Raw genomic sequence first — 14,974 nt, forward strand, 5'->3', positions numbered from 1 at the left:
AAACTTGTTCGTCGTCTTGCTTGTCATGGCTCCATCCTCTCAGGAGTTGGAGCCTCCGGCAAACCCGGGGCGGTTCATAGTGCATACAACACGCAACTTCGTTTGTTTTAACGAAGCAGGACGCTCGTCAGTCGAGAGGCGTTCCTTCCGGCGCATAGCGCAATGATCGTGTAACAATAGCGATCTCGCGAACGGACGGAGCATAGTTTGATCGCGGTTCCTCGACAGCGCGACTTCATTTGCACGGAAACTCGTTCGAAAGGCTCTGAAGCATTACGAAGCCAGCCGATCGTGATCCGTCCGCCGGGACGCGGGCGATATGGTTTTTTGTAATCTCAACCTGCAGGCGCACACTTAGATCGACAGACGGTGGGGCGCAAAAAAGCTTCGTCTGGCCGCGGTGCTCCAATTCTGCATTGGCCCAAATCCAGGCGTTCAGATTTCCTGCGATGAAGGCGAACATCGCAGTGTCGCCGAGTCGGTAACGATCGATTGCATCGGCAACCGAAACCTCAGCTGACGCGGGCAGCGGTGTGGCTGCAGCCGCAACATAGAAGACGACCTGTAGAATCCGTTTCACATGCTATTCCATAGTTGATTTTCCAAAAGAGAACCTAGAACAGCAGCTACTCTAAGCCAACTCAAGCCGATACTCTCTGTGGGAATCTGGTGTCCCCCGGGACTTGTCAGCACCGGCAAGGGTATCTGCCGCGCGAGAGCTAGCGAGCCTTGGGCTATTTCCGGCGCATGGATGCTGTTCGCCGTTAAAGACGGATTGCCCTTGCTTGTGCGGCCGCCTTGCAGAGCAGACGTTTGAGCTTGGCAAGAACCTGTTCGATCGGGTTCAGGTCGGGTGAATATTCGGTCAGGAAAAACAGGTGGCTGGGGCGGAGCGGATCAGCTGGCGCACGGCTTTGCTTCGTTGACTGCCGATATTGTCCAGGACGACGATATCACTGGGACGGAGGGGCGGCAGGAGAACCTTCTCGACATAGATCCGGAAGCTGACGCCATCGAGTCGTCCGTGAAGAACTTGGGCTTCAGACGGTCTGAACCGCGGCAGTGAGAGCCGAGAGGATTGGCGCAGAAACAGGCTGGGCCAGCGGATGAGGCGTTGAAGCCCAGGTCGACGCCGAAGTCCGCGCCGCTGCGTCGGACGTGAAACTCGCGGCGGAGTGACGAAAGTACGGAGCGACATCATTCGCGACACCGGCTTCGCACCGTCAACGCCGATCGCGCACGGAGTTCGTTATTTTGTCATCTGGTATCGGAACGACAAACGCATTATCCCTCTGATCATGTGCGGCGGTGCCGGAACGCGGCTGTGGCCGGCTTCGCGCGAGGTGCGCCCCAAGCAGTTCCTGCCGTTGTTCGGCACGCGCGCGACCTTTCAGAACACGCTATTGCGCGTCTCGGAGGCCTCGCTGTTCGATCGCCCGATCGGTGCGTCCTACCGCTTCATGGTGCTGGGTCCAGCCGCGCCCGGAAAGAGCGTTCGATCCCGTCGCCCTATGCTTCTTCGGCTGTATCATCCCTTCCGATGCACTCACAAATTACTGCAAAACCCACTCGATAACGAACGCAATCAACCGGATGATAAAATACAGCCAGCCGAACGTTGCGATTGTCGCCGCCGTTGCCCAACCAATCGTCAGTAGGCCACCGCGAAACTCCCCTAATAGCGCGTTTGAGCGCTCAGGCACGTCAGCCTCAGCATCTTGTGGGTCTGATGGAGACAACGATGACATGGGGACGGACACTTTCTCAGCCGCTAGGAGTGCGCCCGATAAGAATCGAGGGACGCATTCGTTAGTATGACTTGGCGGATATGTCCTAACTAGGACATCGTCCGCTCAAAATTTCCCACAACGCTCCCAAAAAATATGCAGATCATCAACCGGAGTGGGCAAGATCTGGGATCACCAAACCCTACTGAATTCGAACGATCGTTCGCTTAAAACTGATAACGGTGGGTGGCCATGGAACTTCTCTTGGTGCTGGGTGGAATGATCTTCACGTAGGGTTTCAGCGCGATGTCTTGCGCACGTTCGTATCTTGAAGTTGGAAGGCAACGCGGTTTTGAGGAAGCAATTCAAGAAATAGGACGGGGGCTAGATCTCACTGCGAAGCCGTCGGAAAAGACCTTTCGTGTTGAGAAGGCGGTGTTGGCCGTCAAGGCTGCTCCGATGAAAAGGCGGCCCATCGTGGGCAGTGCGTTTGATCCTCGTCATGCGGAGCTTTCGAAATTCGGCGACCAGATTGGCGAAGCCAGTGGCGCAAAGGGCATGGTGCTGGAGTACGGAGAAAAGCGCCCGCGGAGGGGAAAACACGTGTTGACCTTTCCGTTAACGAACTTCTCCAGCTCAGCTGGCTGGCCCATCTTGGCTTTCAGCACGTGATGCCAAGCTACCGCCGTTTCCAGTTTTATCGGTTTGCCCGGGAGGAGGATGCACTAGTAAGGAGCGGTTGCTATTGCAAGATCCTTCAATACCATTTGAACAACGACCGATTGCGGACCTCACTATTCAATTTAAGAACCGCCAGGAATTGATCGAGGACTGGTGGCAAAAGGCGCCAGCGCAGGCAATTGCTTGGAGATTTCATTTTTCTTTGCGCAATACGCAAACCACGCGTCCGAGCGTCTGGGCCCGCTGAGCGGGTAGCGGCGCGTTTATTTCGTTCCGAATTGCATCTGCGGCCCTGTTACACAACTCTTCAGAGGAGAACGATTGGATCTGCTGACTGGTTGGCTGCGTTGGGCTGCCAAGCACGATCCATTGAAGCGAAACAAAAAGTACCCAATCCATAATCACCTTCTCCTTGTCGCAATCAGCTGTTGCATCTTGGTCGGTAGCAACCGAGAGCTGGTCTGACATCGCGCAGTAATCCGCTCTCAATTTTATTTATTCCCGATGCGAGCGAAATTCAGATGACCGCTCTCCGGTAGCAGGACAAGATGCCTCGCCGCGAGCTTGATTACGTCTTGAATAACCTCTTAAAATAGATCTAGTGGGCAAACTAAGGCGGTCCACTTTGGGTGTCGAGCTTGCGCTCGGCAATATCAAGTTGGTACGAAAGCGCGTCACTCTACCGAGCGCCTCCTTCCGAGGGGCCAATCAGCAGCCAAATTGGAAAGCAGTATTTCGCATGAAACTTGGATTGGTATGTGCAATAGCCCTGTCGGTGAGCTGGACTGGAATCGCCTTGGCTCAGTCAGGTGTTTCAAATCAGCGCGACATGTACGGCAACTTGGTAAGGGATGGAGGAACCGCCTCACCAAGGGCGCTCAATCAAGGCCCACGAAATAATGGGGGCATAAATAATGCCCCGACGCAGCCCCCGGCCGGTAATGCCCGCTCGACCAACATCGGCAACGGACGATGAAGCTTTGATCACAGGTCGGGCCGGTGCCACCCAGGCTACCACCAAACCATGCTTCTTGTCGGAGCTCCGCAAACGACCGCTCGGCGACGCTCGACGCCCTGCGGGGTCTCTACAGCAACGTTCCTAATGCAACCGGGATGTATAGCTAAATTGTAGTGAAACGGAGGGGCGTCGAAATAACCCCGGATTGGGCACAGATATAACAAATCTGGTCCGCAGCGGGTTAGGGGATATGTGGCACTACGTGCTGAAGCAGATTCGGACGCTCCGATCATGACGAAGGCAAATACAATGAAAGCAACTTTTGGTGTGACTGACATGCCGAGATCCTCATTCGAAACATCCGATCGTTCGTTGCTTGAAACATAAACCCTCGCCAACGACTTCGCAAAGAAATTGCTATGACATCGGTCGGTTTCGCCACCGCCGAAGGTGCGCGCGACGCCTACGGACTTATCGCCACGAGCGATTGATAGGCCTCTGCAAAAAAAAAACGTTTTTTTTCAACGAATTGCATGGTGTAATAGGGTAGCTGATCCAATCCGACTCCCTCATGAACCACGAACCTCCAAACGTTGAGCGACGAGATTTGGACGTAGCCCAGGCCAAAGAGATTGAGTTCGCGTTGATTCTTTCGCGAATGATCAGTTCGGTGAAGGAGGAGCCTTCCCAGCTTCGCGCTATCGTTTACGAGTTTGCGCGTGCGCGCTTGCAAACGGACACGTCCTGGGCCGGCGAGTCTGAAAGACAGCAGATTTCGTCGGCGCTTGAGGCTGCAATTGAGGGGGTCGAACAGTTTTCACGGCGTTATGGGGAAAGTGAGAGCCTTCTTTCCCAGCCTTCCTCTCCCGGAAACGAACTTGCTCCGCCTATATTGACGCCACAAACGACATCGATCGCGACCGCAAGGCATTTGGCCCCCGAGGCAGACGACCTTGTCCTCGTGCCTGCACGCCCAAATCTGCGGTATCAAGTCCAGCCTCCAATCGAGGTGCGAGCCCGATCGATATGGACTAACGTGGGACTGCCTTTCCTTGTGGGGGTGTCGCTTTGCGGAGCGGTTGCGGGTGGGATCCTCCTAAGCAGGGATACTGACCTTCGTTCGGCGTTGGTCGAAACATTTGGCTACTCTCTTCCCAAGTCGTCGTTTCCGCAAGAGACCAGCCGTGTATCGGTGGCTGCTCCGCAGCTACAGGCTCCTGTGTCTAATGTGCCTGATTTCCCCCTACCTGCTGATTATGGTGTCTACGCCCTCAACGATCGAAAGTTGAGCGAACTGTATGCGTTGCGAGAACGTGTACCGGACAAACGCATCGCGATGTCCACTCCTGTCATGAGTGCCAGCAAAACGACTATACCCGACGGAAAGACGAGATTCGTGGTTTTCCGTCGTGACTTGGTTGGCAATGCGCCCGACCGTGTAGATATCCGTGTCGTGGCGCGGGTTTCGCGAGCTCTCACATTCGATCCGAAGGGAAAGCCAGCGTTTACGCCGATATCGGATGCGTGGAACATAAGGAATGTTTCATACGAATTCCGCGTCCGGCCAATCCCCGGAAATGTGGAGATGCTGCTCGTCCAGGCTGAAAATCCGGATTTCGTACTTCCCCCGGGGAGATATCTGCTCGCTCTTGGGGAGAAGGGGTATGATTTTACCGTGGCCGGAATGATCACCGATTCAGCTCAGTGTCTGGAGCGGACAGACGCGTCTAATGGGACGTTCTATTCTGAATGCCCAAAGCAGAAATGATGAGCCAATATAGCAAACCCAACGCTCAAAAGACGCGCCGGGCCCCATGGGTACCGGTTAGGAGCGCTCGGGCGACAAGACCTAGGAAGTAGGCTCCTTGGACGATTGTTTGAACGATCATAATCGTCAAAGCGGTGTCGAGCCAACCAAAGCCGTTTAAAGCCGCAAAGAGGATCGAGCCGAGCAGCAATAGCCCAAGGATAGCCAATAGCCCCCTCAGGCGGAAGGCCGAGCCGACCGCAAATCCAAGCAAGCCTAAGGTGAAGACGGCGTATCCCATGCCGATGTCTTTCGGTCACAGCAAATGCCGCGCGCAGCCGGTGTGCAGGCGCGGGACCACGCATATTGCGAAAGGAAAGGTTAATATTTTGGCTACTAAGATTCGCTTGAGCTCGGGACTTAATGCTCGATTCTCTGCGCGCGAATCAACTCTAATTCAGTAGTAGATCACGCTGATCCGAAAAAATAGCCCTGAGCTGGGAAACTGCCCGTTATCAACGCTGGTTTAAGCATTCCGCGCCTTTGGTGATTCGGCTCGGTTCTTTTGGGACTGCGGGCTGGAGTGGGCGATCGTTTCACCGCCGAGGCGTCGGGAGGTGTGGCGCGATTGCAACTGATCGTTAAAAGTCGGCGGGGATATGCCAGTCGGCGCTTTGATATCGGGGAGTCGCCGAGTAGGGTTCGTGAGGCTGATCGCGAGGGCGGGTCGAGCAAGAGCGATTGTGGTTAAGCGGACGGACGGTCGGTTTTTTTGGGGGCGACGGGCTTGAGTACTAGAATTGAACCGTCAGTAACGACTGCGATCCGGGCTAGGCGCGTGAGCGGGCTTGGTATTAAGTTGTTGTCGCGTCGGGTAAAGATGTCTCATGCGGTGCGACGCTTTGGCACCGCAATAATTGTTTTTACTGCGGGAGCGGCTCTCCCGGGGTGCATGCTTCTGCCCGGAACGGGGCCGACCAGCGAGTCCGTTGCTTTGAATGCGACCGCAGGAGTGCGTTCTGCTTCAGCTCTGCCCTATGTTCTCGTCGACGTAAGCGCGGACACGATCGGCCTTCTGTCTCAACCCGACCTCATCACCTTCAAGGGGATGTTTCCTGACAAACGGCCAAAGCCGGTCCAGGTTGTCGGCGTGGGCGATGTGTTGAACATCTCTATATTCGAAGCTGCGCCAGGTGGTCTTTTCACACCTGGTCAGGCGGCTGGTGCGCGTCCAGGCAACTTTGTCGATCTGCCGGCGCAAGCGGTTGATCAGAAGGGAAGTATCTCAGTACCGTACGCCGGCGAGATTCCTGCTGCCGGGCGCACAATACCTGAAATTCAGCAGGCAGTCGTTGCTCGGCTTCGAAATCGGGCCATCGAGCCTCAAGTGGTCGTAAGTCTCAATCAGCAGCACTCAAGCGTCGTGAGCGTGCTTGGCGACGTAAATACGCCTGGCGTCTTGGCGTTGAACAGCGTCGGTGAGCGACTGCTGGCGCTGGTCGCTCGTGCGGGTGGGCCGAAATTTGAGGCCATCGAAAGTTATGTCACCCTGCAGCGGGACGGAAAGCGTGTTCGGGTATTGCTTAGTCGGGTTGTCCACGACCCTGCCGAGAATATCTTCATTCGACCGAACGACGTGATCTTCATTACCCACGAGGCTCCGTCCTTCACCGCGCTGGGAGCACTCAACCAAAACGTCTTTGGCTTCAATTCGGAAATTTCGTTCGATGTCGAGACGCTGACGTTAGCGCAAGCAATCGGCAAGTCGGGCGGCCTAAACGACCAGCAGTCGGATCCTAGCGAAGTGTTCGTGTATCGCTACGAAGAGCGGTATGTCTTAGAAAAGCTCGGCGTCGACACGACAAGGTTCTCTTATGATCGTATTCCGACTATCTACCATTTGAACATGCGCGATCCGTCCGGAATGCTACTAGCAGTCGGCTTCCAAATGCGCTCCAAAGACGTCATGTATGTCGCGAATGCAAAAGTCGTCGATTACTACAAGGTGCTGACGCTCGTGAGTAACACGGCGGCCACGACTTCTGCGGTGGCCAATGCTGCAACAAACGTTAACGCCGCTGTCAAAACGAGATGGTAGGCTGAAGGTTGGACCTATCGAAGCCGGGATAACAAGACGTCGATTGAGACATGCGGTACCCGCAGAAGCGCTGAGGAGCGTTCAACTCGGAGGGACGCTCCTCACACTAGTGTTTGCACCTTTGTTCTTCGGATCAGTGGTGCCGTTTTGGGTCGTGGTCTGGACACTTTTACTTGCCTCAAGCGCACTTTGCGGTTCATTCGAGCGGCTGGGCCGAGACCAGAGCAGGATATTGTTGGGTTTTATCTTGCTGTGCGGCTTCTATGCTCTCGTCGCAGCCTTGCAAATTCTTCCAATTAGCGACCACAGGCTAACCGATCCCGTATGGCAACGCGCCAGCAGTCTGCTTGAGCTTGATCTCCACGCGAGGATCTCAAGCCGTGCTGAGATTCCATTTGCGGCAGTCGGTCACCTCCTTCTGATGGTGACCTCCTTCGTCAACGGCTTTTTCGTGGGAACCTCGGTGCGTCGGCGCACAATTCTTTTTCGCGTCGTGAAGTACACGGTTTTGCTCTATGCAATTTATGGACTTCTCGCCTTTTTCCTGACCCCGAACATGGTGTTGTGGGCCCCTAAGAACGCTTACGAGGACAGTCTCACCGCGACTTTCATCAACCACAACACCGCGGCGGCGTTTATGGGCATAGGCATGATCCTGTGGTGCTGCCCCGCGGTTGCAGCATTCGAATCCTTGGAAATTCTTTCGTTTCGCGCGGCGTTGTTGCATCGATCGAATGAAGACTTTGCAATCAAGTTTCTCGGTCGAGCGGTGGCTTCGCTGACATGCTTCGTCGCGCTGCTACTGACCGGCTCCCGGGGCGGCTTGATCTGCTCGTGTGCTGGAGCTTTCGTCGCAATCGGGATTATGGCGGTTAATCGGGGAGGGGGGCGCCTTTGGTATCTTTCGGCCAGTGGCGCCGCCCTGCTGACAGGCTCATGGCTTCTTAGCCGGACAGGCAGGATTGGTAGTCAGGGCTTGTTCGATGATGCCCGTTGGCGCGTGTATGGACTTTGCGTAGATGCGATACGCAACCGGCCATTCCTTGGCGCCGGCGCAGGGACCTTTCGCGATCTGTTCCCTGCATTGCGACCTCCAGACTTCTACAGTTGGGGTGTTTGGGAATATGCGCACTCAACGATTCTGGAGATCGCGGTTGAAATGGGAATTCCTGTTGCCGGAGCAGTCCTCGTCGGCGCCATCGCTTCGGTCTTGATACTCCTTCGCGGCGGAATGAGAGCTCAAGGCCCCGACCGAGGGGTGGTTTCTGCGACTGCGGGAGTCGCGATCTTGGGCTACCTGCACTCCATGATAGATTTTCCGCTGCAGGTTCCGGGCTTTCTCATTGTATTTGGCATCGTTCTAGGGGCCGGGCTTGCCTCTGTTTCCACCGAACTCAATAGGCAATATGGGGCGAAGCGTCGCATCTCTACTGCGCCAGCAAATTAGCGGTCGGCTATTCAAAAGAATGGGCCGCCGCCAAGACTGTTTCGACAGTTGCTGGTTTAATGCCGTTCCAGAACCTGCTATCTGCTGACGATTGAATCTTGAGCCATTGGTAGTCTGTCTCTTTCCAAAGGCGTATTGCGTCCGTGAGATTGTCCAGCACGTAGTCGCCCTTCGTTGTTGCGACGACAAGGACCAGGTGTCCGAGGCCAGCAGTCGTCCTGACCGCTGAGAGCCGCAGTGCGCGCGCCGGCAAGCCGCTTAAAAGAAGTTCGTGACGCTTCGTAACCGCGTAGTCGTTGCAGTCGCCTCTCAGCGGCGCGATTGTCCAACCGTCGCGGAGATCGGCTCCGTAAAGCTTGACCTGGGGGGCAATGGAAGCATTGACGGAGGTATTGACCGCCTTGAGCAGTTCAGCCGCTCCATCGTTCCACTCAATGTTTTCGGGGTCCGTCGAATTTGTGATGCACTCGGATGGATAGCGCAGACAAAACCTGACATGTTGAAAGGGCGCGAGAGTCGGTGAGGTTTCCGCGACCCGCACATTTCCATTCGATTGATAGACGGCGCGGTGACCTGCTTCTGCGCGGGGCGCAAACATGCTGCTCGCCAAAATTGCGTAGAGCAGGAACAGGTATTTTACCATGACGCCTCGCGCTAGACCCGATAAGGCGCGATCGGCTTAAATGCGGCGATCGTGCAAATTCCGCTGCAGGAATAGCTTTCCTGTTATCGAAGCAAAGTTAAGGAATCGTGTTCGTCAGCTGCCGAGATCGTTCAACATGGGGCGGTCGGAGGGGCGGAGTTTGCTTTGAGCAAAATAAAAGCAACTTCGGTGCCAAGCGTGGTAGGTCGTGACCCACGCGTGCTGGGTCGTGCCGCGGCGAGATGTTGTACAGCAAAGCCGCCGGACGCGTACCTCGACCCAATGGCGCGTAGCGGATGGGCGGCTTTGCGGTAGTCACCGACAGTTTCCCGGTAAAATTGCGCAGCGAGAATGAAGGAGAGGCAATGCGCAGATTGTCCCGCTATAGTCAACGTGTGACGCGGGCTTGTGCAGGTGACGTAAACAACGTCTCGTTCAACAGCCCATGCAGCAGCTGGCCGTTGAAGTTCTCTGCATGGGTTTGCCCGGCGCGATGTAGTGCCCCATTCGACACGGCGCTGGCCGGCCCGATATTAGGATGGCGTTGCTGGTGAGTTCGCTGCCCTTGTCGCTGACCACCATCCTCGCCTGCAGCGCTCAAATCATAAGCCGGTTCAGTCCCCGCGCCACGCCGCTTGGCGAACAGGCACAAACCCGTACCATCCCAGAAGATCAGCTTGATCCGGTCAGCGCGCTTGGCACGGAACACATAAACAGCACCCGAGAACGGGTCAGCCTGCATGTGCTCGCGAACCAACGTGGCAAGCCCCTCCGTTCCCTTGCGAAAGTCGACCGGCTTGGTTGCCACGATCACCCGGACAGTTCCGGACGGGCCCATCACCGGCTTGCCTTCAGCGCATGGACGATGGCCGCAATCACCGCCACATCCGCGCCTCGGCCGACCCGGATAGTGACGCCCTCCGCTTCGATCTAGATGCCCTCCATATTGGGCTTGGCCTTGCATCGCGCTGTCTTACGCTCATGGCCAACAGCCACGGCCGGTACCAAGGTGTCTACCACCGCCGGTACAAACGGCGGATCGTCAGCCATCGGCGTCGGCAACCGGCGTGCTTGCCGGCGCCAATTGAAGACTTGTTGTGGAGTCAGCCCCGTGTCACCGGGCAATCTCGGAAACGACGGCGCCCCGGGACCAGGTCTCCTCGACGATCCGGGCCTTGTCGTCCTGGGGGAACCAACGACGGCGTCCCGTCTCCGTGATCACTTCCAGCCGGCGCGCCGTCACGTCCGATTTAAGCGTATGGTCAAGCATAGACACAAGCCGATCCTTTCAAAGAGATCGTGGAACTCGCCTATCCCATGTGCCGCGCGAAGGTGGGAGCGGAACGACGCTTACGCTTCATGCTCTGGTGCTGGACTTGAGCCAGAAGCCCGGGGGCGAGGTCCAGCCCGATGCACCCCCTTTCTACGCCAGGAAGGTCTACGCGCATATGGCTGAGTGTGACCTTGCCCCTTGAGCTTAATCCAGTTTGAAGTTCGTTCTGGCCCAAGCCGAGGACCAGAGGATGAAGCGCAAGCGGTTTACGGAAGAACAGATCATCGGGATTTTGAAGGAGCACGAAGCGGGGGTTCCGGTCGCCGATCTCTGCCGGAAGCATGGTGTCAGCGATGCCAGCATCTACAAATGGAAGGCCAGGTTCGGCGGGATGGACGTCTCGGAGGCCAAGCGACTGCGGTCGCTGGAAGACGAGAACACGAAGCTGAAGCGGCTTCTGGCAGACCCCATGTTGGACAATGCGGCGCTGAAGGATCTCGTGGGAAAGAAGTGGTGACGCCCGCGGGGAAGCGGAAAGCTGTCGCTCATCTGGTGGATGCCCATGGGATGAGCGAACGGCGGGCGTGTAAAGCCATCGGCTGCTGCCGCATGACCATGAGATACCGGACGACCCAGGTTGACGATACCAGCCTTCGCCAACGCATGAGGGCGATCGCCCAGGAGCGCCGCCGCTTCGGCTATCGGCGGCTACATGTTCTGCTCAGGCGGGAGGGTTATCTGATCAACCATAAAAAGCTGTTCCGGCTCTATCGGGAGGAGAAGCTAACGGTGCGCCGCCGTGGTGGGCGCAAGCGGGCGATCGGGAACAGGGCGCCGATGCTGGTTCCGATGACGCCGAACGACCGGTGGTCGCTCGACTTTGTGTCGGACCAACTGACCTGCGGCCGCCGCTTCCGGATCCTGACCGTCGTCGATGATTGTACCCGCGAGTGCCTGGCGCTGGTGGCCGACACCTCGCTCTCCGGCATTCGCGTGGCGCGGGAACTGGACCGGCTGATGATCGAGCGCGGCAAGCCCAGGATGGTGGTCAGCGATAACGGCAGCGAACTCACAAGCAACGCCATCCTGGTGTGGGCCGACCAAAGCCGTGTCGAATGGCACTACATCGCGCCGGGCAAACCCATGCAGAACGCCTTCATCGAGAGCTTCAACGGCCGGCTGCGGGATGAGCTGTTGAACGAGACGTTGTTCACGTCACTGGCACAAGCCCGCGTCATACTTGGATGCTGGCGGGCCGATTACAACGACACAAGACCACACTCGCAGCTCGGATGGAGAACCCCGTCCGAGTTCGCTATGACCTGCCACCCGCGACGGGATCTGGCGCTGCGCTATGCCGAAGGCTCCGCGCCAGCTCCCGTCGCTGCCACCGCCCAACCGGGCCAATATCCAACGGCACGGGCGAACTCAGGACTGGATAAAACCTGGGGGCAAGGTCAAGTGAAAACCGGGGAGGCTTCTACGTACGAGATCGAGCCGAGGACACGTCCTGCCCAGTTGCGAATATCGCAACGTTGCCATTAAATCCAGCACGGAAATGATATCTACCGGCCGGTAGACTGATGGCGCTCGACGGTAGAAGGGCACATCGCGGACCGATTTTGATTACACGGCCCATTACGGCATCTAATAAAAGTCCTTGAGCCAAGCGGCCAACCACTTCAGGCCTTCAATGGCACCCCATCCCAATATCCCAAACCATAGGATCATAACCAAGGCAATCAGTCCAGAAAGGGATCCGATCACGATCCTTTGGCGGAGCTGGTTTGACTCGGATCGAGGCTTGCTCGTCGGGTTATGCAACTTAAGACGTTGAAGGTTGGTCATATTCCTAGCGCCGGTTCGCTGACGATTGCTAGCCACCGATCGCAAACAGCGCAATCCAAACACAAAATTAACGTAAAGGTCTCAATCGCTTTCAACTACATGACTATTTTGTTGCGGTTCAGATGCGACTCTAGTCCCCAAAAGCACTGCGGAGAGAACCTGTTCGCAAGATGCTCACGTAGCAAATGTCTCAATAGGCGCTATCGGAAACCAGAAGAGAGGGAATGGTGACAATCAGAATCTTCATGTCCAAGCTCACGGACCAATTCCTGGCATAGAAGGTGTCGCAGGCAACTCGCTTATTGTAGGTGGTCGTGCTGCGGCCACTTACCTGCCAAAGACCAGTAATTCCCGGGCGGCAAGCTAGATAAGCACCTACAGAATTGGCATACCGTTCGAGCTCTTCGTCAGTCACCGGGCGGGGGCCAACGATGCTCATGTCCCCCTTAAGAACATTAAATAGCTGAGGCAATTCGTCCAAGCTTGATTTACGAAGGATCGCGCCGATAGCTGTTACACGGGGATCGTACCGGAGCTTTCGGTTTGCAGCCCATTCCGCGGCAGCAGCGGGATCGCTTTCAAGCAATTGACGCAATCGCTCGGGAGCATCCACCACCATAGTGCGGAACTTCAGGCAACCAAAGTGTCTTCCGTTGAATCCAACGCGCTTGTGACGAAATAGCGCGGGGCCGGACGAGGTGAGAATGGTTGCCAGGAAGCAGATCACTAGCAGAGGTGCCAGCAGTACCAAGCCAGATACCGCCAAAACGATGTCTGCTATTCTCTTAGTGGAGTAACCAATAGGGCCGGCCAATCGCTCGGAAGTAAACTGGGCCTCAGTTCCCGTATCAGCCAAACTGTTCATTTCAATAACTCCGAGAACAACTTCCTAAAATCCCGAAAGGGCTCATTTCAATATATGTTTACGTTTTTTTAGCTCTAATCCTACTTTATCAAGTTAATTCGCGATGCACAAATCGCGCAAGCCCTTAATCTGGGCAACCTTTTGTTAAGTTAATTGGCAATCGTTTCGCAATATTAACCATTTCTCACCGCCTTTTTCAACTGCCCATAACCCGGGCGGAGGGCTGGCCAAAAACCGGGCTGGTTTCGAAAGTGCTAACCCTCTTTGCATTAGTCGCACGGACCAGGCATAGGTTTACGAACCGTGAAGCGCTTTCATAAAAATCGCCGGGCCGCGCTTGGCAACCAGCCTGATCTCGGGACACCGAGACTAAAGAACAGCGCCCGCTGTCCAGCGAGGTAGCATCAGCGCGCTGGACCTCGCTCCATAGGACGGGCGTGCTTTGGCGGATCAGGCTTTGGAGACCGTCTGGCTGCGCTAGGAGACCGATCGGCCGCATCGAGCGCGACATCTAAATGGGTCGATAGCGATCTTTGCCGGAACCCGGAACGAGATTTCGCTTCATCGAAGACCGTGGTCACACGTATCCGACCGCGCTCATGTGTGATGTGCTCGAGGTGGCGCTTGCTGGCCATTACGCCTGGCGCGAACGGGCGGCGGCAAATTTGTTGGTTATTTCCGAATCGCCGTCTCGGCTTGTTGCATTGGCGAAGGCGGAGCACGCCCTTCCCAAGACTTGGGGAACTCTTCGACTTCTGTGCCTTAGAACCGAGAGACCGCCCTTCGCCACGTTAGAGCTGGGCTTCCTGTCTAAAATCAATCAATTGAGGCTCGTCTCCGACGTTGTGTACCGCTTTGGAGCAACTTACGCCGGACTTCTATTTACCGAATCAAGCCGGCTGGGTTAACTCGTCAAGTCAGGGTGTCGATGTAGGCGCCGCCCGTCACAGTCGGCTATACTATGGATAACGTGCATCAACGATTGTGTATTTTCGTGCACATTCCGGTCATTGAAATGACTTCACGACCAAGAAAGCTACCCAGATCATGAGCCTAAGATCTGAAATAAAGCAGCGCGAGGTGCTGCCAGCGGATGAACTTCAATCGTTCATTCTGAAGGCCGTGAGGGACCGGGGTGCAGATTGCGAGGGCCTAATTGGCGTTTTTGTCGGTCGACAGGCGGTCCGAAAACGCGGGGAACCAAATTGGACGCTGACCGGTGTGCAGTATGGCAGGGCGGAGCGAACAAAATGCGATCTGTTGTTATCTGAAGCGGTTGCTAAGCTGCAACAGCGTTATCTACTCAAAGAATAGTAGCATAGATCGAGGCCCCTGGTTAATCCAAGAAAGTCATTACTTTCTGTCGGTAAGTGCATTTTGCTCCTTCCTCATATGATCCCATTGACTGACCAAGGCCAGCGGCCACCCGAGGCCTGCCGCAAATCACCGGTTTGTTGTTCGTTCCGCCCGATAAATTCCAACAATCCCTTCGTCGCTGCGATGATATCGTCAGGCCAGCCAGGCCGCTCGGTCGGATTGCTGATTGCGAGATTATCCGCTTTCCTCTGCATGGTCGTGCTCGGTTCAGCGGCTTGAAACATCTTGCGTCTTTGCACGAAAGACAAATTCTTCTGACCGTCGGCTCGCAGGCCTCCCTTGCTCCTACGCAAGTAAGGAGAAAATCGAA

At 55.9% G+C, this 14,974-nt stretch carries 11 protein-coding genes and 5 pseudogenes; 6 read left to right on the forward strand and 10 right to left on the reverse strand.

Translation table 11 applies throughout. The annotated features are described in order from the left end of the window. Positions 1–235 precede the first annotated feature (235 nt). Positions 236–580, reverse strand: a complete 345-nt coding sequence (locus AC0L3S_RS34770) for a hypothetical protein (RefSeq protein ID WP_473284255.1) — start codon at positions 578–580, stop codon at positions 236–238. 199 nt (positions 581–779) lie between these two features. After that, a pseudogene (locus AC0L3S_RS34775) lies at positions 780–1,033 on the reverse strand (transposase); the annotation flags it as partial. A gap of 265 nt (positions 1,034–1,298) precedes the next feature. Between AC0L3S_RS34775 and AC0L3S_RS34780 the strand changes: the two are divergent. Continuing rightward, positions 1,299–1,469: pseudogene (locus AC0L3S_RS34780) on the forward strand (sugar phosphate nucleotidyltransferase); the annotation flags it as partial. A gap of 696 nt (positions 1,470–2,165) precedes the next feature. Next, entirely contained in the window at positions 2,166–2,399 is a 234-nt protein-coding gene (locus tag AC0L3S_RS34785; RefSeq protein ID WP_473284257.1) for a hypothetical protein, read from the forward strand. 201 nt (positions 2,400–2,600) lie between these two features. On the opposite strand, the gene AC0L3S_RS34790 is transcribed toward AC0L3S_RS34785, so the two are convergent. After that, on the reverse strand, positions 2,601–2,876 hold the full coding sequence (locus AC0L3S_RS34790; RefSeq protein ID WP_473284259.1) for a hypothetical protein: 276 nt from the start codon (positions 2,874–2,876) through the stop codon (positions 2,601–2,603). A 1,061-nt stretch (positions 2,877–3,937) separates the two neighbouring features. Between AC0L3S_RS34790 and AC0L3S_RS34795 the strand changes: the two genes are divergently transcribed. Continuing rightward, positions 3,938–5,134 (forward strand): hypothetical protein, encoded by a 1,197-nt coding sequence (locus AC0L3S_RS34795; RefSeq protein ID WP_473284261.1) that lies wholly within the window; start codon positions 3,938–3,940, stop codon positions 5,132–5,134. Between the two features lie 25 nt (positions 5,135–5,159). On the opposite strand, the gene AC0L3S_RS34800 is transcribed toward AC0L3S_RS34795, so the two are convergent. Then, positions 5,160–5,414, reverse strand: coding sequence for a hypothetical protein (locus tag AC0L3S_RS34800; RefSeq protein ID WP_473284263.1), 255 nt, complete (start codon positions 5,412–5,414; stop codon positions 5,160–5,162). Positions 5,415–6,107: 693 nt separating this feature from the next. Here AC0L3S_RS34800 and AC0L3S_RS34805 point away from each other — a divergent pair. Further along, positions 6,108–7,211: a polysaccharide biosynthesis/export family protein gene (locus AC0L3S_RS34805; protein ID WP_473284265.1), complete on the forward strand. Its 1,104-nt coding sequence runs from the start codon at positions 6,108–6,110 to the stop codon at positions 7,209–7,211. Between the two features lie 139 nt (positions 7,212–7,350). After that, on the forward strand, positions 7,351–8,658 hold the full coding sequence (locus AC0L3S_RS34810) for an O-antigen ligase family protein (protein WP_473284267.1): 1,308 nt from the start codon (positions 7,351–7,353) through the stop codon (positions 8,656–8,658). A 7-nt stretch (positions 8,659–8,665) separates the two neighbouring features. On the opposite strand, the gene AC0L3S_RS34815 is transcribed toward AC0L3S_RS34810, so the two are convergent. From AC0L3S_RS34815 to AC0L3S_RS34830, 4 genes and pseudogenes are all read right to left on the reverse strand, one after another. Beyond that, on the reverse strand, positions 8,666–9,301 hold the full coding sequence (locus AC0L3S_RS34815) for a transglutaminase-like cysteine peptidase (protein WP_473284269.1): 636 nt from the start codon (positions 9,299–9,301) through the stop codon (positions 8,666–8,668). A 400-nt stretch (positions 9,302–9,701) separates the two neighbouring features. After that, positions 9,702–9,883: pseudogene (locus AC0L3S_RS34820) on the reverse strand (integrase core domain-containing protein); the annotation flags it as partial. Positions 9,884–9,941: 58 nt separating this feature from the next. Then, positions 9,942–10,265, reverse strand: a pseudogene (gene tnpB, locus AC0L3S_RS34825) (IS66 family insertion sequence element accessory protein TnpB); the annotation flags it as partial. Positions 10,266–10,415: 150 nt separating this feature from the next. Beyond that, a complete protein-coding gene (locus tag AC0L3S_RS34830) occupies positions 10,416–10,571 on the reverse strand; it encodes a hypothetical protein (protein ID WP_473284271.1) in 156 nt (51 codons plus the stop codon). Between the two features lie 253 nt (positions 10,572–10,824). On the opposite strand from AC0L3S_RS34830, the pseudogene AC0L3S_RS34835 reads away from it, so the two are divergent. Beyond that, positions 10,825–11,987: pseudogene (locus AC0L3S_RS34835) on the forward strand (IS3 family transposase); the annotation flags it as partial. A 625-nt stretch (positions 11,988–12,612) separates the two neighbouring features. Here AC0L3S_RS34835 and AC0L3S_RS34840 read toward each other — a convergent pair. Then, positions 12,613–13,287, reverse strand: a complete 675-nt coding sequence (locus AC0L3S_RS34840; protein ID WP_473284273.1) for a sugar transferase — start codon at positions 13,285–13,287, stop codon at positions 12,613–12,615. Positions 13,288–14,675: 1,388 nt separating this feature from the next. Then, positions 14,676–14,888, reverse strand: a complete 213-nt coding sequence (locus tag AC0L3S_RS34845) for a hypothetical protein (RefSeq protein ID WP_473284275.1) — start codon at positions 14,886–14,888, stop codon at positions 14,676–14,678. Between the last annotated feature and the right edge of the window lie 86 nt (positions 14,889–14,974).

The organism is Bradyrhizobium sp. Ken01 (genome assembly GCF_055807355.1).

Bases quoted from the DNA above. Each gene is read 5' to 3' on its own strand.
- AC0L3S_RS34790 (WP_473284259.1), bottom strand. From the start codon at position 2,876: ATGTCAGACCAGCTCTCGGTTGCTACCGACCAAGATGCAACAGCTGAT.
- AC0L3S_RS34795 (WP_473284261.1), top strand. From the start codon at position 3,938: ATGAACCACGAACCTCCAAACGTTGAGCGACGAGATTTGGACGTAGCC.
- AC0L3S_RS34800 (WP_473284263.1), bottom strand. From the start codon at position 5,414: ATGGGATACGCCGTCTTCACCTTAGGCTTGCTTGGATTTGCGGTCGGC.
- AC0L3S_RS34815 (WP_473284269.1), bottom strand. From the start codon at position 9,301: ATGGTAAAATACCTGTTCCTGCTCTACGCAATTTTGGCGAGCAGCATG.
- AC0L3S_RS34830 (WP_473284271.1), bottom strand. From the start codon at position 10,571: ATGCTTGACCATACGCTTAAATCGGACGTGACGGCGCGCCGGCTGGAA.
- AC0L3S_RS34840 (WP_473284273.1), bottom strand. From the start codon at position 13,287: ATGAACAGTTTGGCTGATACGGGAACTGAGGCCCAGTTTACTTCCGAG.
- AC0L3S_RS34845 (WP_473284275.1), bottom strand. From the start codon at position 14,888: ATGTTTCAAGCCGCTGAACCGAGCACGACCATGCAGAGGAAAGCGGAT.